18 protein-coding genes and 1 other annotated feature are annotated in these 18716 nt (G+C 41.3%); all 18 genes read left to right on the forward strand.

What is annotated here, in order from left to right; genetic code table 11:
- Positions 1-59: 59 nt before the first annotated feature.
- The 18 genes from ACZYT3_RS01950 (at position 60) to ACZYT3_RS02035 (ending at position 18706) form a co-directional block, all read left to right on the forward strand.
- Positions 60-356 (forward strand): hypothetical protein, encoded by a 297-nt coding sequence (locus ACZYT3_RS01950; protein ID WP_464087488.1) that lies wholly within the window; start codon positions 60-62, stop codon positions 354-356.
- 259 nt (positions 357-615) lie between these two features.
- Positions 616-1950 (forward strand): cysteine--tRNA ligase, encoded by a 1335-nt coding sequence (gene cysS / locus ACZYT3_RS01955; protein WP_464087489.1) that lies wholly within the window; start codon positions 616-618, stop codon positions 1948-1950.
- The gene (locus tag ACZYT3_RS01960; protein WP_294561241.1) at positions 1950-2333 is read left to right on the forward strand and encodes a Mini-ribonuclease 3; all 384 of its coding nucleotides are present in this window, start codon (positions 1950-1952) and stop codon (positions 2331-2333) included. Before cysS ends, ACZYT3_RS01960 begins: the two co-directional genes overlap by 1 nt.
- A gap of 1 nt (position 2334) precedes the next feature.
- Positions 2335-3060, forward strand: coding sequence for a 23S rRNA (guanosine(2251)-2'-O)-methyltransferase RlmB (gene rlmB / locus ACZYT3_RS01965; protein WP_464087490.1), 726 nt, complete (start codon positions 2335-2337; stop codon positions 3058-3060).
- A gap of 21 nt (positions 3061-3081) precedes the next feature.
- Positions 3082-3687 (forward strand): hypothetical protein, encoded by a 606-nt coding sequence (locus tag ACZYT3_RS01970; RefSeq protein ID WP_464087491.1) that lies wholly within the window; start codon positions 3082-3084, stop codon positions 3685-3687.
- A 47-nt stretch (positions 3688-3734) separates the two neighbouring features.
- Complete coding sequence (gene rpmG / locus ACZYT3_RS01975; RefSeq protein ID WP_294561244.1) at positions 3735-3884, forward strand: 50S ribosomal protein L33; 150 nt, start codon at positions 3735-3737, stop codon at positions 3882-3884.
- Between the two features lie 10 nt (positions 3885-3894).
- Positions 3895-4071, forward strand: coding sequence for a preprotein translocase subunit SecE (secE, locus tag ACZYT3_RS01980; RefSeq protein WP_294561245.1), 177 nt, complete (start codon positions 3895-3897; stop codon positions 4069-4071).
- A 9-nt stretch (positions 4072-4080) separates the two neighbouring features.
- A complete protein-coding gene (gene nusG, locus ACZYT3_RS01985) occupies positions 4081-4629 on the forward strand; it encodes a transcription termination/antitermination protein NusG (RefSeq protein WP_464087492.1) in 549 nt (182 codons plus the stop codon).
- A 171-nt stretch (positions 4630-4800) separates the two neighbouring features.
- Positions 4801-5241 (forward strand): hypothetical protein, encoded by a 441-nt coding sequence (locus tag ACZYT3_RS01990; RefSeq protein ID WP_464087493.1) that lies wholly within the window; start codon positions 4801-4803, stop codon positions 5239-5241.
- A 143-nt stretch (positions 5242-5384) separates the two neighbouring features.
- Positions 5385-5804, forward strand: coding sequence for a 50S ribosomal protein L11 (gene rplK, locus ACZYT3_RS01995; protein WP_294561248.1), 420 nt, complete (start codon positions 5385-5387; stop codon positions 5802-5804).
- 20 nt (positions 5805-5824) lie between these two features.
- A complete protein-coding gene (gene rplA / locus ACZYT3_RS02000; RefSeq protein ID WP_294561249.1) occupies positions 5825-6505 on the forward strand; it encodes a 50S ribosomal protein L1 in 681 nt (226 codons plus the stop codon).
- A gap of 33 nt (positions 6506-6538) precedes the next feature.
- Positions 6539-6664, forward strand: a sequence feature (ribosomal protein L10 leader region).
- Positions 6665-6696: 32 nt separating this feature from the next.
- Positions 6697-7188, forward strand: coding sequence for a 50S ribosomal protein L10 (gene rplJ, locus ACZYT3_RS02005; protein ID WP_294561250.1), 492 nt, complete (start codon positions 6697-6699; stop codon positions 7186-7188).
- 22 nt (positions 7189-7210) lie between these two features.
- The gene (gene rplL / locus ACZYT3_RS02010; protein ID WP_294561251.1) at positions 7211-7579 is read left to right on the forward strand and encodes a 50S ribosomal protein L7/L12; all 369 of its coding nucleotides are present in this window, start codon (positions 7211-7213) and stop codon (positions 7577-7579) included.
- A 68-nt stretch (positions 7580-7647) separates the two neighbouring features.
- Positions 7648-8244, forward strand: coding sequence for a class I SAM-dependent methyltransferase (locus ACZYT3_RS02015; protein ID WP_294561252.1), 597 nt, complete (start codon positions 7648-7650; stop codon positions 8242-8244).
- 112 nt (positions 8245-8356) lie between these two features.
- Positions 8357-12508, forward strand: a complete 4152-nt coding sequence (gene rpoB / locus ACZYT3_RS02020) for a DNA-directed RNA polymerase subunit beta (protein WP_464087494.1) — start codon at positions 8357-8359, stop codon at positions 12506-12508.
- Between the two features lie 12 nt (positions 12509-12520).
- Positions 12521-16360: a DNA-directed RNA polymerase subunit beta' gene (rpoC, locus tag ACZYT3_RS02025; RefSeq protein WP_464087495.1), complete on the forward strand. Its 3840-nt coding sequence runs from the start codon at positions 12521-12523 to the stop codon at positions 16358-16360.
- A 69-nt stretch (positions 16361-16429) separates the two neighbouring features.
- A complete protein-coding gene (locus ACZYT3_RS02030; protein WP_294561255.1) occupies positions 16430-17323 on the forward strand; it encodes a carbohydrate kinase family protein in 894 nt (297 codons plus the stop codon).
- A gap of 120 nt (positions 17324-17443) precedes the next feature.
- Positions 17444-18706 carry an ABC transporter substrate-binding protein gene (locus ACZYT3_RS02035; RefSeq protein WP_464087496.1) on the forward strand — a complete coding sequence of 421 codons (1263 nt, stop codon included), beginning with the start codon at positions 17444-17446 and terminating at the stop codon, positions 18704-18706.
- Positions 18707-18716: the final 10 nt, after the last annotated feature.

Here is an 18716-nt window from a genome sequence, read left to right on the forward strand (position 1 = left end):
TATGTTATGATAGTCATTAATATCTGTGTGAATACTCTTTTTTCTATCAAGGAGACATCTTGAAAGCCTTTTCTCTTCCCAACCGTTTCTATAACCGTAAATTTCCTGATCTGAAGCCTGCCCATGTTCTTCATAAGGTGTTCGAGAACAGCGGGCTTCATCAGCTTCTTAAAAAGCAGTTTCATCTCAGTGACTATATCCCTCTCTCTGCCACCCATGAAGCCAAGGTCTTGTTAAAAGCGAATGCTTCCTTGAATAACAATCTTATTTTGGTGGAGATGAAAATAAGGAAAGATCAAAGTATGCCCGTCAATAAATTTGAAAAAAGAAATTTCATGGGACAGAATCGTGTGTAATTCTGTTTACATTTTATAGGAGTTGTGGTATAAAGATTAAGTAAAACCGGTGATGAAGGAAAGAGCATCCATAAAATAACTTCAGAGAGGCTTGAAGGGTGGAAAAAGCTGTTAGGAGTGGATGAAATGCACCTTCTAGGGACTTTAATCAAGTACGTGGATGGCGTTAACATAAATGAGTGGATATATTCAATTAAAGTGGAACCGCGTGATCAAGCGTCTTTAAGAGATGCTTTTTTTATTATCAGGAGGGAAAAAGATGAAATTATTTAACAGCTATACCAATAAGATGGAAAAATTTATTCCTATTGAAGAAGGGAAGGTCAGTATGTATGTGTGCGGACCTACGGTGTATAACCGCCCGCATATCGGTAATGGGCGGCCGATCATTGTTTATGATACGCTGAAGAAGACCTTTGAAGCATTAGGTTATGATGTTACCTATGTTTCAAATTTCACGGATGTGGATGATAAGATCATAAAAAGGGCAAAAGAAGAAGGTATTAGTGAAGCGGAGCTGACGGAGAAATACATTGAGGGATATAATGAGGACCGCCGCAGCTTAAATGCGGATATCCCGGATATCACACCGAAGGTAACGGAAACGATGGATGAGATCATTGCTTTTATTGCGGATCTGGTAGATAAAAAAGCAGCTTATGTCGTTGATGGAGATGTTTATTTCAGAGTTAATGCTGTTGAACATTATGGTGCTTTAAGCAAGCAGCGGATCGATGATCTGATGGTAGGTGCCAGAATTGATGAAAATTCCTTAAAGGAGAATCCGTTGGATTTTACATTGTGGAAAAAGACAGATGAGGGTATCAACTGGGATTCACCTTGGTCAAAAGGACGTCCGGGATGGCATACAGAATGTGTGGTCATGATCAATAAGGAATTTAAGAGTCATCGTATTGATATTCATGGTGGCGGTATGGATCTGAAGTTTCCGCATCATGAAAATGAGATTGCACAGAGTGAAGCTTGTTTTCATACACACATTGCGAATTATTGGCTGCATAACGGCATGCTGAATCTGGATGGTGTAAAAATGTCCAAGTCTTTAGGCAATACGCTTCTGATCAAGGATATGGTTAAAGAGATTGGCGGCAATGTCTTGAGATGGGCTTTCTTATCGGCACATTATCGTGCACCGTTGAATTTTAATGATGAAGTCATAGAAAGTGCTCGTAACGAATTGAATAAAGTGATGAATTCTTACAAGCAGGCTTGTGTAAAAATGCAATTGGCTCACAAAGATTTTAAAGCTGAAAAGGATGAAAAATTGTGGAATTCTTTCCTTGATGAAATGAACGATGATTTAAATACTCCGAATGCCTTTAGTGTTGTTTTTGAAACGGTAAAGCAGTTGAATAGCGCCTTGCGTGTCCGTGAGATCGATTATGATACCGTATCGAAGCTGGTGGCAGCTCTTGAAGGAATGATGCATGTCCTTGGCATTCGTATCGAACGTACGGTGCTGGATGAAGAAAGTTACGAATTGTATCAGAAATGGAATGAAGCTAAGGCTGTCAAAGATTTTGAAAAGGCAGACGGCTATCGTCAGAAGCTGATGGAAAAAGGGGTCTTATAATGGAAATCGTTCCTTATAATGGCACTACATTGGCTTTTATCGGTGATGCGGTCATGACTCTTTGGGTCAGGGAAAGGCTCGTTCGGGCAGGCTATCAAAAGCCAAATGATCTTCAGAAGATGACCTCTCATTATGTCAGCGCCAAAGCGCAGGCGCATTATCTGAATGTTTTGATCGAGAAGAATTTCTTTGATGAAGAAGAGCTGGAAATTATCAAGCGCGGCAGAAATGCTCAGACAAAAACGATTGCGAAAAATGCGGATATGATCACGTATCGCATGGCTACCGGATTTGAAGCGATCGTTGGTTATTATTATCTGAGCGGGCAGTGTGGAAAACTGGAAAAACTGTGGAACGAAGTTGTTGAGCAGGGAGAGCAATAATATGGCACAATATATGTATGGAAAAAATGTCGTTCGTCAGCTATTGAAGGACGATAGAAAAATCTATGAGATTCTTTTGGCAGAGGGCTTTAAGGATAAGGAACTGGAGAGTTTGGCCTTGAAAAAACAGACGGTGATCAGAACGATTCCTAAAAGAAAGTTGGATCAGCTTTTGAAAACGACCTATCATCAAGGAATTGCCGCAAGTGTCGAAGAGTATAAGACCTATACGCTGGAAGAGCTGCTCGCAGCCATCCCTGATTCAAAGCAGCCGCTTCTGGTCATGCTGGATGGGTTGGAAGATCCCCAAAATCTTGGAGCGATCCTGAGAACCTGTGATTGTGTAGGTGCTGATGGTGTCATCATTGGTAAAAATCGCAGCGTACAGCTAAATGCGACTGTAGCAAAGACCTCGACCGGTGCCATCGATACTGTCAAGGTGGCCAGTGTGACCAATCTTGCACGTTCGATCCAGGCTTTAAAAGAAAAAGGTTTCTGGGTCGTAGGGGCAGATATGGAAAAGGCCATCGATTATCGGGATATGCAGTGTGATGTGCCGCTTTTGCTGGTCATTGGAAGCGAAGGCTTTGGTATTTCATCTTTAGTTAAAAAGAACTGTGATTACATGGTTGCGTTGCCGATGACAGGTTCGGTTACATCGCTGAACGCTTCTGTTGCTTGTGGAATCCTTCTTTATGAAATTTATTCAAAACGCCATCCCCGTTAGCTGACGAACTCGGGAGGGACTATGAACGATTATGAATTACTTTATTATATCTATCAGAATGATGATGAGGCTTTGCAGCTGCTGATGGAGAAATATGAGAAAACGATCTATTTTACTGTGAAAAAGACAGTTGAAAAATATGCTTATGTCTGTGAAATCAGTGATGAGCTTGATGAAATGCGTCAGCTGTCGATGCTTGAGTTTTATCATGCCATTTATCGATATTGTGATGATGGGAGATGTTCGTTTTCTGTGTTTGCACAGAAATGTATGGAAATGTGCATCAGAAAGTATATTCGTTCACGTCGTAGTCAGGCAAATTCCAGCATGTCGAAAGCACTTCGCCTTGACAGTAAGGTCAAGGAAGAGGAGGGAATTTATTACGTCGATACTTTTCCGAATATAAATCATGAGTTTGAAGGGGATGCCTTGATGAAATGGTATCATGAGAAAAATCTGCTGGCTTATCTGAGAAGTGAGTTGCGCGATGATGAATTCATGATCGTCAGGATGAAGCTGGAAGGATATAATCAGCGGGAAATCGGCCAGATCATGGCTGTTAATAATAAAAGAGTGAGCTATGTGTGTAAGAAGATGCAAAAACTTTTGTTGAGTTACATTGACTAAAAAAAAGTATTGTGATAAAGTAAATAGGCAGTTAGCGAGGTGAGGGTATGCAAGAAAAAATCATTTTGACTTGTACACAGTGTTTATCCCGTAACTATACGACTTATAAAAATAAAAATACACATACGAAGCGTATGGAACTGAAAAAATTTTGTCCGAAATGTAATTGTCATACAATTCATAGGGAAACAAAATAGGAGGGCACTTATGAGATGGTTCAGTATAAAAGGAATTATTGAGGAAATGAAAAAGGTACACTGGCCGACTGCCGGTGAGTTAACGCGTTCTTCACTTACGGTTATTTTATTTACGGGAGCTTTTGCGGCGTTCTTTGTTTTATGTGATTTTGTTGCCGCATGGTTTTTCAGAACAATGGGAATTTAGGTGAGTACAATGGCAGAAGAGAAGAAACAGTGGTATGTTGTCAATACTTACGCCGGTCATGAAAATAAGGTAAAGGAAAATCTTGAAAGGCGTATTGAAACGATGGGATTGCAGGATGCGCTATTCCAGATCGTTGTTGCGGAAGAAACTGAAATTGAATACAAGAACGGAAAAGAAGTTGAAAAGACATATAATCTTTTCCCGGGATATTTGTTTGTGGAAATGATCATGACTGATGAAGCATGGTATGTCGTGCGTAATACGCCGGGCGTTACCGGATTTATCGGATCAAGCGGTGGCGGAGCAAAGCCTTTCCCGGTAGCGGAAGCTGAAATTGAAGCGATCCTGAGGCGTCTGGGCATCAAGGAAAAGCGTGTTCAGATCGATTTTAAAGTGGGTGACCGTGTCAAGATCTTATCAGGATCATTTAATGGCAGTGAAGGGACGGTAGAATCGCTTGATGATGAAAATCAGACGGCCAAGGTATTGCTGATCCTGTTCGGACGTGAAATTCCGACGGATATCAGTTATTCAGACTTGGAAAAGCTGGAATTTTAAGGGTTAGCTGTATGGATATGGAAGATTCATATCCATACAGTTTTTTTATATTCAGTAAAAATGGAGGTATGAAATATATAAAGCGTAAGAAATGCTTACTATTTCGTATATCTTCTTGTTTTTGATATCAGATGGACTTATAATGATAATATCAGTAAAGGAGAGATGTAAATGAGAAAAACGGGAATGATAATGCTTACTATTTTGATGCTTGCAGGCTGTGGCGGAAAGACAGGGGATGTTACTGCGAGCGTGGCTGTGAATAAGCTGGGTACCTCTTTAAAAGAGGCGGTGTCAGAGTATCAGGCAGAGCAGGCTTACTTGAAGGATGCAGAGATGTATGAAGTGCTTCTCTCTGAAATCAAAAAATATGATAATGGACTCAGTGATGATGATTATGCGGGACAGGAAATATGTCTTCATGACCGTGGTCTTTATGAAAATGGTGAAGTCACTGTACAGATTTACAGCGAGCCTCATATCTATTATCCATATATCGTAGATATTACGTTGAAGGGCGAATCAGCCAAGCGTGACAGAACCTATGTTGATTATGACAGCTATGAGGATATACAAAATCTGTTAGAAAGTTATGGTTTTGTGCGCCAATAATTTAAAAAGTGAAAAAAACACTTGATTTAAAGGCTTTTATAGTGTAAAGTAATGGAGCACGTATGTGCTCTTTTGTAATGCGTGGAAGAATGCGCAACCATTCGTACCACTGCATAAGACAACAAATATAGGAGGTGTGTCTTGTGAGTAAAAAGAAAATTGTAAAAGTTGCGAAGTTGCAATTCCCAGCAGGAGGGGCTAAACCGGGACCGGCTTTAGCAAGTGCCGGAATCAATATGCCTCAGTTCTGTAGTGCATTTAATGATGCAACCAGAGATCGTGCGGGAGATATGGTGCCAGTAATCATTACTGCGTACGAAGACAAGAGTTTTGATTTTGTGTTGAAAACAACACCAGCTGCCATCTTGATCAAGAAGGCTGCAAAGATCAGCAAAGCTGCATCAAACCAGAAACAGACTGTGGGTACGATCACAGCTGATCAGGTAAGAGAAATTGCTGAATACAAGATGCCGGACTTGAACGCCAATTCAATCGAGGCTGCAATGAGAATCATTGCTGGTACTGCTCGTAATATGGGTGTTAAAGTAGAAGGTATGGAATAAGAAAGGCTCGGTAAAGTAAAATGGCAAAAGTAGGAAAGAAATATTCAGAAGCTGCTAAATTAGTTGACCGCAGCAAGACTTATACGATTGAAGAAGCAGTAGCTTTGGTAAAGAAAGCAAGCTTTGAAAAATTCGATGCTTCAGTAGAAGTATCTTATAACTTAAATGTAGATCCTCGTCATGCTGATCAGCAGATCCGTGGAGCAATGGTATTGCCAAACGGAACAGGTCGTACACAGCGTGTTTGTGTTATTGCTACCGGACCACAGGAACAGGAAGCAAAGGATGCCGGAGCTGATTATGTAGGCGGTAAAGAAATGATCGAACAGATCTCTAAGGGATGGTTCGAATTTGATGTGTTGGTAGCAATTCCATCAATGATGGGAGAGCTTGGTAAGTTAGGACGTCTTTTAGGTCCTAAAGGCTTGATGCCAAACCCTAAGACCGGAACGGTAACGATGGATGTCAAGAAAGCAGTTGAAGACATCAAAAAAGGTAAGGTAGAATATCGTGTTGACAAGGAAGGTAATATCAACCTGCTGATCGGAAAGGTTTCTTTCGATGAAGAAAAGCTGGTTGAAAACTTCAAAGCAATCAACGATACGATCCTGCGTGCTCGCCCGGCAGCTGTAAAGGGTGCATTTGTTAAGAACTGTACGATCTCATCAACGATGGGTCCGGGCGTTAAAGTAGGCGCTTAGTCTTGACAAACAGATAGAATTTGTTTAAAATTGGATTGTTCTCAATATATACCAAAGACAGCAACGGCTTACGCTTAATCAGGTTGCCGAGGTAGAAAGAGTATTTTTTCGTAATCTTTCAACTCACGCTGTCAATGCGTGAGTTTTTTATGGATATATATTGGATCAATATAGAAACAGGAGGTGTAATTATGAACCAAGCGGTCATCGAATCAAAGAAGGCTGTCGTTTCTGAAATTACTGAAAAGCTGAAAAATTCAGAATCAACAGTAGTTGTTGAATATCGTGGATTGTCCGTGAAGGAAATCACAGATCTGCGCCGCGCTTTAAGAGAAGAAGACGTTGAAATGAAGGTTTATAAGAATAAGCTTTCACAGCGTGCTGCTGCTGAAGCAGGTTATGAAGGATTATGTGAAAGTCTGACAGGACCGAATGCCCTGGTATTTGGTAAGGATGCAACAGCACCGGCTCGTGTTTTAAGCAAGTTTGCGAAGGATCACGAATTCCTGGTAATGAAGGCTGGTACTGTCGAAGGAAAATTGGTTGATTTAGATACGTTGAAATCAATTTCTCAGCTTCCAAACCGCGAAGGTATGTACTCAATGCTGTTAAGTTGCCTGCAGGCACCTGTGCGTAACTTTGCTTGTGTTGTAAAAGCTGTAGCTGATGCGAAAAGTGAATAAGAAAAAATAGGAGGAAAAGAAAATGGCTAAGTTAACAAACGAAGAAGTAATCGCTTCTTTAAAAGAAATGACGATTTTAGAATTAAATGATTTGGTTAAAGCAATCGAAGAAGAATTTGGAGTTACTGCTGCTGCACCTGTGGCTGTTGCTGCTGTTGCTGATGCTGCTCCTGCCGGACCTAGCGAAGTAACTGTAACATTGACAGATGTTGGTGCTACTAAGGTTGCCGTTATCAAGGCTGTTCGTGAAATCACAGGTCTTGGATTGGTAGAAGCTAAGGGTCTTGTTGACAAGTGCCCAAGCGCTATCAAGGAAAACATCAAACCGGAAGAAGCTGAAGAAATCAAGAAGAAACTGGTTGATGCCGGTGCAACTGTTGAAATTAAATAGTTTTTAAACGGAAAAAGTGACATAAAAAAGGCGTAAGCCTTTTTATGTCTGAAAAGGCAGGCGATATTATGAGTCATTACTTCACAGATAATCGTCAATTAGCACAAAACCGAAAGGAGATATCTTTTCGGTTTTCGTGCTTTAATTTTATGTTCATATCTGACAATGGTGTTTTCTGTAAGGATAAAATTGATGAGGGCTCGATCATCTTATTGAAAACATTAAATAAATACTCGCTTGGAAAACGGATCTTAGATGTCGGATGCGGATATGGCGTCTTAGGTATTACCCTGAAGAAATGTTTTCCTCAAAGCAGTGTCGATATGATTGAAATTAATCCGCGGGCTATTGAATTAGCACAAATCAATGCGAAAAAAAATGAATGTGATGTGCATATCTTTGAAAGTGATATCTATTCTAATGTGAAATGCTTTAATTATACCGATATCGTAACGAATCCGCCCATTCGTGCCGGAAAGAAAGTGATTTATAAAATTTTTGAAGAAGCTTATGATCATTTGGATAAAAATGGGGCATTATGGGTAGTGATCCGTAAAAATCATGGTGCTCTGAGTGCCTGTCGCTTTATTGAAGGTATATTCGGAAACTGCACGATTCTGAATAAAGAAAAGGGCTATTACATTTTAAAATCTGAAAAGAAATAATTGACAACTTGACATAAATAAGATAATATAATAAATTGCATAATAGTATAAAAAAATATAATGGCGAAAGTGTCCTTTTTGGGCACTTGTCATGATGAAAGGACGTGTGTGTATGGAAGAAGAAAAAAAGACTTATAAGATCGTACCTTCAGGGAAGAAAGCAGAACGTCGTAACTATTCAAAAGTAAGCGGGAGTCTGAAACTGCCAAATCTGGTAGAAATTCAGACAGATTCTTTTGAGTGGTTCATAAAAACAGGAATCCGGGAAGTTTTTGAAGAAATTTATCCGATTTCTAACTTTGGTGGCAATATTAAACTGTATTTTAAAGACTATGAATTTGAAAAGCCTAAATATACTGCTGAAGAGTCACAATATCGTGAATGTAATTTTGCTGCGCCTTTGAAAGCGACCATGGAGCTTGAGATCGTTGACAGCAATACCGGTGAAGTGCTGACGAAGCAGGAAGAGGTGTTCCTCGGCGATTTTCCTTTGATGACAGAAACAGGTACTTTCATCATTAACGGGGCGGAACGTGTTATCGTATCGCAGATCGTGCGTTCGCCGGGAGCTTATTTTGACAGTGGTTTTGAAGAAAAAACAGGTAAAGAAACATATAGCTGTGAGCTGATTCCTAGCCGTGGAACATGGCTGGAGTTTTTTACTGAAACGAAGAAATCCTCAAACGGAAGAGCTCTTACTGTTAGTGTTGACCGTAAACGTAAAATCATGTCGACAGTTTTATTTAAAGCCATCGGTATGGCTTTAGATATGGATCGCAGTGATGATCCGATGGACACCAAGCAGATTACGACTTTCTTAAATGCTTTGGGAAGAAATACGAATTTTGAAAAGCCTGAGATAGATGAAAGCAGAGAATATTTAGATATTTATCTGACTTTATACGGTGCTTATTTTGGAAAATATGAAGATATCGAAAATACGCTGATCAATGATAAGGTAAAGACAACACAGGAAGCATTGTTGTCGATTTATGAAAACCAGCGTCCTGATGAGAATCCGATCCTTGATGGTTCTATCAACCTGATGAATGCGAAATTCTTTGATCGCCGCCGATATGATCTGACAAAGGCCGGACGTTATAAGCTGGAGAAAAAACTGAATGCTATCAATCGTATCGAGCATCATGTATTAGCTCATGATATCATCGGTGCAGATGGCAAAGTATTTATGAAAAAAGGTACTCTGATCAACCGTGATGAAAGAGAGATCCTGAAACCGGAATTGAAAAAGGGTATCTATGTGAAGGCCTTCCCATTTAATCCGCTGTTTGTTCACGAAGATATAGTAGCTGTTGAAACGAGCTGTAAGCGTGGACTTTTAGGACGTATCTTGGCGAAGGATGTAGAGTGTGCTGATGAAACCTTCTATGAGGGTGATGTCATCACCGAACATGTTTTAAGCGTTCTTGAAAAAGAATGTGAAAAGGTAAGTATTTATGCCGGTGTCATTGCCCAGCCGGTAAAACTGACACCTGAAAATGTCAAGGCTGTCTTAAATTATGGACATCGTCTTTATGAACTGGGCTGTATCAGTGATGAGAAGGGCAATGTTGTCCTGACAAATGAAGGCGGCAGATATACAGAAGGATTTATGCCTCGTGTTAAGTCAAATGCCTTAAGCAGTGATCTTTATGAGGAATTGGTCAATCGGGTACATAACGATGAAAAACTTGTGGCATGGCTGGTTGGAGCTGCCGTACAGGAAGTTATGATCCTCGATTCTGACGGTCATGAAATCAAGGTAACAGGAAATGATCCGTTTGCGAATAAGCATACGATCACCATTTCAGATATGTATGCTTTCTATGCTTATATGTTGAATGTCATGGAAGGTGTCGGTGAAACAGACGATATCGATATGTTAGGAAATCGTCGTATCCGTTCGGTTGGCGAGCTGATTCAGAATCAGTTCAGGATCGGTCTTTCAAGAATGGAAAGAGTTGTTAAGGAAAGAATGTCGATTGCTGAGATCGAATCGCTGACACCGAAGAAGCTGACCAATATTCGTCCGCTGACAGCGGCTATTAAAGAGTTCTTCTCTTCAAGTCAGCTTTCCCAATTCATGGATCAGCAGAATCCATTGGCTGAATTGACGAATAAGCGTCGTATTTCAGCCTTAGGTCCGGGTGGTTTGAATCGTGACCGCGCAGGCTTTGAAGTGCGTGATGTTCACTCTTCACACTATGGAAGAATTTGTCCGATCGAAACACCGGAAGGTCCGAATATCGGTTTGATCAACTATCTGACCTCTTATGGTAAGATTAATGAATATGGCTTTATCCAGACACCTTATCGTAAGGTGCTCAAAGATGGTACGGTTCTTGAAGATGCAGTTTATCTGTCTGCTGATGAAGAACAGGATTACATTATTGCACAGGCCAATGAGGTCATTGATAACAAGCTTGTCAATGAAAAGGTCGTTGCCAGATATCGTGGTGAAACGATCTTAGCGAATCGTGAACGCGTGGAATTGGCGGACGTTTCGCCAAAACAGATCATTTCGATTGCTGCGGCTTGTATTCCTTTCCTTGAAAACGATGATGCTTCTCGTGCCCTGATGGGTGCGAACATGCAGCGTCAGGCAGTACCTCTGCTTCGTCCGCATGCTCCGTTTGTCGGAACAGGAATGGAATATCGTGTAGCGAAGGATTCCGGAAGCTGTGTCGTATGTAAGGAAGATGGAATCGTTGAATATGCAGATGCTTCTCGATTGGTCGTTGCTCAGGATAATGGCGAAAAACGTGAATATCGTCTGCGTAAGTTCCAGCAGTCCAATGCCGGAACGACGATCAACCAGATTCCGATCGTCGATAAAGGCGAGCGTGTTGAAAAGGGTGATATTCTGGCCGATGGTCCATCCATGGAAAATGGTGAATTGGCATTGGGTCAGAATGTGACGATTGCCTACATGACATGGAATGGTTATAACTATGAAGATGCGATCATCATGTCTGAAAGATTGGTACGTGATGATGTTTATACATCGATTCATATTGAAGAATATGAAATTGATTGTCGTGAAACAAAGCTGGGTCCTGAAGAGATCACACGTGATATTCCAAATGTCGGTGAAAATGCCTGCCGTAATCTGGATTCACGAGGTATCATCATGGTGGGTGCCGAAGTTCGCGAGGGTGATATCCTTGTTGGAAAGGTAACGCCAAAGGGACAGAGCGAGATCTCACCGGAAGAAAAGCTTTTATTGGCAATCTTCGGTGAAAAATCACGTGAAGTACGTGATAATTCATTAAAGGTACCTCATGGTGGTGCGGGTATCGTTCATTCGGTGCGTGTATTTAAACGTAAGGATGGACATGAGCTGCCACCGGGAGTCAGTGAAACCGTAAAGGTGTACATCGTTCAGAAGCGTAAGATTTCTGAGGGTGATAAAATGGCCGGACGTCATGGAAACAAGGGTGTTATTTCTAAGATCCTGCCTGTGGAAGATATGCCGTTTATGCCGGATGGAACGCCGGTTGATATCATGTTGAACCCATTCGGTGTGCCAAGCCGTATGAATATCGGACAAGTGCTTGAAATTCATTTGGGTTTTGCCGCTAAGAAACTTGGTGTCAAGTTTGCGACACCGGTATTTGATGGTATCAGCAACGAAGAGCTTGAGGACATCATGAAAGAAGCTGATATGACCAAGGATGGTAAGATGGTCTTGTATGATGGACGTACAGGTGACGCTTTTGATGAACGTATTTCTGTAGGTGTCATGTATATGATCAAGCTGGCTCACATGGTTGATGATAAGTTGCATGCTCGTGCAACAGGACCTTATTCTTTGGTAACTCAGCAGCCTTTAGGTGGTAAGGCTCAAAACGGTGGTCAGAGATTTGGTGAAATGGAAGTTTGGGCTCTTGAAGGATGGGGCGCTGCTCATACCCTTCAGGAAATCATTACGATCAAATCGGATGATATCGTGGGCCGTACCAAGACATATGAAGCCATCATCAAGGGCAAGGATATTCCTGAACCGGGAATTCCGGAAGCATTCAGAGTTATGAAGCATGAATTGCAGGCTTTGGCCCTGGATGTGATCTTGCGTGATGATGAAGGCAATGAGATTGATTTATCGAAGATCGATGGTGATGATTCACAGCCATCAGTAAAGCCTCAGCCACAGCCTCCTGTTGATGTGAAGGATGAGAATGAGAGCGAGGAAGAGGAAGACGATCATTCAGAATCGATTGATGATCTGGAAACGCCGTTATTTACAGATGGTGATGAAGAATAAGGAGGAAGAAAGATGAGCGTAAACAATATTAGTTCTATACAAGTTCAATTAGCTTCTCCTGAACGTATTCTTGAATGGTCACATGGCGAAGTAAAAAAGCCGGAGACGATCAACTATCGTTCGCAAAAACCAGAAAGAGACGGATTATTCTGTGAAAGAATATTCGGTCCAAGCAAGGACTGGGAATGCTACTGTGGAAAGTACAAGAAGGTTAGATATAAGGGAGTTGTATGTGATCGCTGTGGTGTTGAGATAACCAAGTCAAGTGTTCGTCGTGAAAGAATGGGACATATTGAATTGGCAGCACCGGTGGCTCATATCTGGTATCTGAGAGGAATTCCTTCAAGAATGGCACTTCTTTTGGATATCACTCCAAAACAGCTGGAGGAAGTTGTTTACTTTGTAAGCTGGATCGTAACGGATCCGCGTGATACAAAGCTGATGTATAAGCAGATCCTTTCAGAAAGAGAATATCGTGAAAATGTTGCGATTTATGGTCCGGGATCATTTACCGCACAGACAGGAGCTGAAGCTGTTCAGACGTTATTGAAAGAAGTAGATGTCGAAAAAGAATTTAAAGCTATCACAGCTGAGCTTGAAAATGCTCAGGGTGAAAAGCGTAAGAAGCTTTTGAAAAGATTGGATACAGTGGATGCCTTCCGTAATTCAAATAACAAACCTGAATGGATGGTATTAACGGTATTGCCGGTCATACCTCCTGATTTAAGACCGATGCTGCAGCTGGATGGCGGTCGTTTTGCGACAAGTGATCTTAACGATCTATATCGTCGTGTTATCACACGTAACAATCGTTTAAAGAAGCTTTTGGATCTGGGAACGCCGGCCATCATCGTGCAGAATGAAAAGCGTATGCTTCAGGAAGCTGTCGATGCTTTGATTGATAACGGACGTCGTTCCAAACCGATCACAGGTGCCGGTGGAAGGGCCTTAAAGTCACTTTCACATGCCCTGAAAGGAAAGCAGGGACGTTTCCGTCAGAACCTTTTAGGAAAACGTGTCGATTTCTCCGGACGTTCTGTTATCGCGGTAGGACCGGATCTGAAAATGTATCAGTGCGGTATTCCTCGTGAAATGGCATTGCAGTTATTTAAACCATTTGTTATTAATGAAATTGTAAATAAAGAAATTGCCAGCAATCCAAAAACAGCTGAAAAGCTGATCGATCGTCTGGATCCACGTGTATGGGACATCGTTGAAGAGGTTATCGATGGTTATCCGGTACTCTTGAACCGTGCTCCGACATTGCACCGTTTAGGTATCCAGGCATTTAAACCGAAGCTGGTCGAAGGACGTGCCATTCGTCTTCATCCGTTGGTATGTACAGCGTTCAACGCTGACTTCGATGGTGACCAGATGGCAGTGCATCTTCCTTTGAGTGAAGAGGCACGTGCGGAAGCTTTAGTGCTGATGTTGGGTTCTAACAATATTCTTTCACCAAAAGATGGAAAACCGATCGTTACGCCTTCTCAGGATATGGTTCTTGGAAACTATTATCTGACGATGGAAGAAACGGCAGATTCCATGCGTGAAGAAGCACAGCGTTACCGTGATGTTGATTGTGAAGAACAGGCACTTGAATGGGAACGCTATGCGGATAACGAAGGACATGTCTTTAAAGATGTCAATGAAGTGTTGATGGCCTATGATCAAAAGGTCGTTCACTTACATTCAAGAATTGCCATTCTGGCAGGTTCTTTGAAGAAAACAACGTTCACTCCTGAACAGAATCAGATGTATCTGATGACGACTGTCGGTAAGATCATCTTTAATGAGATGTTCCCTGAGGATTTCCCTTATCTGAATGAGGTTTCTGATGAAAACTTTAAGGCTACGCCTGATAAATTCTTCATCAAACCGGGAGAAAATATCAAAGAGATCATTGCTGTTCAGCCGATCGTTCCTGAGGTAAAGAAGAAACAACTGGGATTGATCATCGCAGAGATCTTTGCAAGATACTCAACGAAGAAGACTTCAGAGATATTGGATGCCATTAAAGACATGGGATTCAAATATTCTACGGTAGCTGGTATCACGGTTGCGTTAAGCGATATTCAGGTCGTAGAAAATAAAGGTGAAAAAATCGAAGAAGGAAAGCGCAAGGCTGAAGAATTGATGCAATTGCGTCGTAAAGGTAAGTTAACGATGCAGGAGTGGGAATCACACCTGAATCGTTTGTGGGATAACATTAAAAATCAGATCGGTGATGAGCTGATGGCAAATCTGCCTCATAAGAATTCTATCAACATGATGGCGGATTCAGGAGCCCGTGGTAATAAATCAAACTTTACACAGCTGGCAGGTATGCGTGGTTTGATGAGTAAGCCGAGCCAGTCAAAGTCGACTAGAAGTTATCAGCCTTCGATCATCGAGGTGCCGATCTATTCTTGTTTCCGTGAAGGTTTGAATGTGTCTGAATTCTTTATTTCTACTCATGGTGTGCGTAAAGGATTAACAGATACAGCCTTAAAGACTGCGGAATCCGGATATCTGACACGTCGTCTTGTCGATGTTGCACAGGATATCGTCGTTCGTGAAGATGACTGTGGTACAGATAATGGTTTCATGGTCGAAACGGTTATCGATCGTAAAACAAATACTGAGATCATTCGTTTATATGATCGTCTGGTAGGACGTTATACGAAACAGACTGTCACAGATCCGAAAACCGGTGAAGTGATCATTGAATCAGATGAGTATATCGATGAAGCAATTGCCAAGAGGATCGTTGATGCCGGAATCAAGCAGGTATTGATCCGTACGGCATTTACATGTAAATCTATCTATGGTGTATGTAAGAAATGTTACGGCCGCAATATGGCAACAGGAAAAGTTGTTGAGGTTGGTGAATCCATTGGTATCATGGCTGCCCAGTCAATCGGTGAGCCGGGTACTCAGCTGACGATGCGTACCTTCCATACAGGTGGTGTCGCAAGTGCCGGCGGAGGAGATATCACGCAAGGTTTACCTCGTGTTGAAGAGCTTTTTGAAGCACGTAATCCAAAAGGTGCGGCTGTTCTTGCCAAGATTTCAGGTGAAATTACTTCTATCACTCAGACCAATACAGGTTATGAGGTCGTGGTTACGAATGAGCATGAAAGTCAGGTTCATAAGCTTGGACCGACACAGGTCATCCGTTCATGGCTGAAAGAAGGCAGTATGATCGAGGCCGGTGATAAGATTACTGAAGGTCCGATCTATCCAAAAGAACTGTTGGAAGTTGCTGGTGTCTTAGAGGTTGAAAAATATATCCTGAAGGAAGTTAAGAAGGTTTATAATTCTCAGGGTATTGATATTTCTGATAAACATATTGAAGTCATGATCCGTCAGATGCTGCGTAAGGTCGTCGTTATTGATGGCGGTGATACGACATTGTATCCTGGTGTTCAGATCTCGCTTGTAGAGATCACCAAGATCAATCGTCGGGCATTGCTGTCCGGCTTGCGTCCGGCACAATTCAAACCGGTGCTGTTAGGTATTTCAAAGGCTTCTGTCGAAACAGATTCCTTCCTGTCAGCCGCTTCATTCCAGGAAACGACAAAGGTTCTGACAGAAGCAGCTGTTAAAGGTAAGGTCGATCATCTGATCGGATTGAAGGAAAATGTTATCATCGGAAAACTGATTCCGGCAGGAACCGGTTATAGTGATGAAAGAGAAACTTCAATCGAGATCAATAAGCTAGCAGCTGAGCTGAAAGCGAAACGTAATGCTCGAAATCATGTCGAAGAAGAAAGCGAAATGATGAATTACGTAACAAATGATACGGTAAATGATGACGTCATTCAGGATATGATTGACGATGATCAGCTAAGTGTTAAAGAAAGTGCGGAATAAAGTGAGAGAAATCTCACTTTTTTTCGTTCAGTTGTGGTAAAATATATAAGGTGACTTAGGGGAAATAAGATGAATAAGACATTATTTATAGGATCCGTGGTATTGGACATGATCGTTCATGTTGACCATTTACCAAAGCTGAAAGAAGATATCAATACGACAAATATTAAATTTTCCATTGGGGGCTGCGGTTATAATGCCAGCAGTATCGTCAGACATTTCCATCTTCCTGCGGTATGTACCTCACCTATCGGTACGGGAAGATTTGCGGATATTTTAAATGATTTATTGACAGACAGAAATTATCAGCCGCTGATAAAGATCGATGATGAAGATAACGGCTGCTGCATATGTCTGGTAAACGCCAGTGGTGAAAGGACATTTTTATGTCAGCATGGTGCAGAATATCAATTTAAAAAATCATGGCTGAAGGATGTCTGCCGAGATGATCTAGATTATATCTATGTAAGCGGGCTGGAATTAGAGGAAAAAGATGGTGATGAGATTTTGGATTATCTTGAAGAAATGCATGTACCTGTTTTCTTTGCTCCGGGTGCCAGAATCATGCATATTTCTGAAGAAAGAATGAAGAGGATGCTGGCGCTTCATCCGATCATACATCTGAATGAAGATGAGATAACAGCATATACAGGATGTGAAACGATCAGTCATGCGGCTCAGCGCCTTCATGATAAATCAAAAGAATTAGTCATTGTAACCTGTGGTGAAAGAGGTGCCTATTATACTGACGGCAACATAGGAAAATTAATAGCCGGCTATAAAAACAAGGTCGCAGATACGATCGGTGCCGGGGATTCTCATGCCGGTGCCTGCATTGCCGGATTAAAGATGAAAATGGGTATTGAGGACATCATAAAAATGGCTAATAAAATTTCGTCAAAAGTCGTAGGAATTGAGGGCAGTGAGCTGAGTGAAGAAGAATTTAATGAAATTTCTTTATAAAAAATAAGTAAAATTTTGTAATAAGTTGCGACAAAAGATCAGATTTTTATTGACATTTAAAGGCTTAAAATTATAGAATGAATACGTTATTAAGTATAACAAGGAGGAAAAGAAAAGTTTATGAAAAAACTTGCAAAGCTGTTAGTTGCCTTTGCGATGACTGCCGGTTTGGCTGCATGTTCAGGTAATGGCACAACGACAGGAGATGAGGCCACGACGATTACGATCTGGCATACCTTTACTGAAGATCAAGAGGATTTGCTGGAAAAGATCGCCGATGATTTTGAAAGCGAACACGAAAATATCACGGTTGAGGTTCATGGCGGTTATGATGCCAGTACGTATGAATCCGTAGTTACGGATGCCATAACAAATGAAGTAGGACCTAATCTGGTATTCAATTTTGCTACATTTGCTAAAAACTTTGATGGTACAGGTAAACTTCTTTCATTTGATGATTATTGGGACTTTGATTATGCTGATATTACATCTGCAGGTATCGTAGACGAAGCTACGAATTTCTCTGATGGAAAGATTCATGCTGTTCCTATTTATACTGCAGGTCCTGTTTTGTTTGTTAACAAGGCTATTTATGATGAAGTGGGTGTTGATATTCCAACCACTTGGGATGAAGTAAAAGAAACTTCTAAGAAGATCTATGAAGAAACAGGTGTTGTAGGTTTGTCAATCGACTCATTGACTGATTTTGCCCAGTTATTGATCTATCAGTCACATCAGGGACAGATCGTTGATCTTGAAAAGAATGAAGTTGTTTTCAATGATGATAAGACTCTTGAATGGGTTAAATGGTGGGCAGAAGGCGTTCAGGAAGGTTATTTCCAAGTAGCTGCTCAGGGTGCTGACGGATATAACTCAGGTGATCTGAACAGTGGTCTGATTGCTTCTTATATCGGTTCATCTGCTGGTATGCCTTATCTTGATCTTTCAGATATCAACGGTAATTTGCAGGTTGTAAGAGTTCCGAAGATGTCTGATAAAGAATACGAAAATGCTGGTTTGATCTGGAACCGTGCTGCTATCGGATTCAATGGTACAGAAGCACAGAATCAGGCTGTTGCTGATTTTGTCGAGTATTTCATTAGCCGTAATGCTGAATGGGTAGAGGTCGTAAATGCTAACTCACCATACACAGAAGTTCTGGAAGATGAAAGCTATCAGGAATTCGTAAATTCTGATAAGGCTTTGAAAGCTCTTGGTGAACAAGTACCAGTTTCATTCGTTGCTCCTGTATTTACAGGTTCTACTGAAATGCGTAACCAGTTAGAAGAGTTATTTAAAGGTCCGGCTGATCCATCCTTCGATGCCGCAACGGCTTTACAGAATGCTGCTGAAAGAACAAATGCAGCAATGCAAGCTGAATAAAACTTTTAAA

The organism is Traorella sp. mt218, from assembly GCF_055420025.1.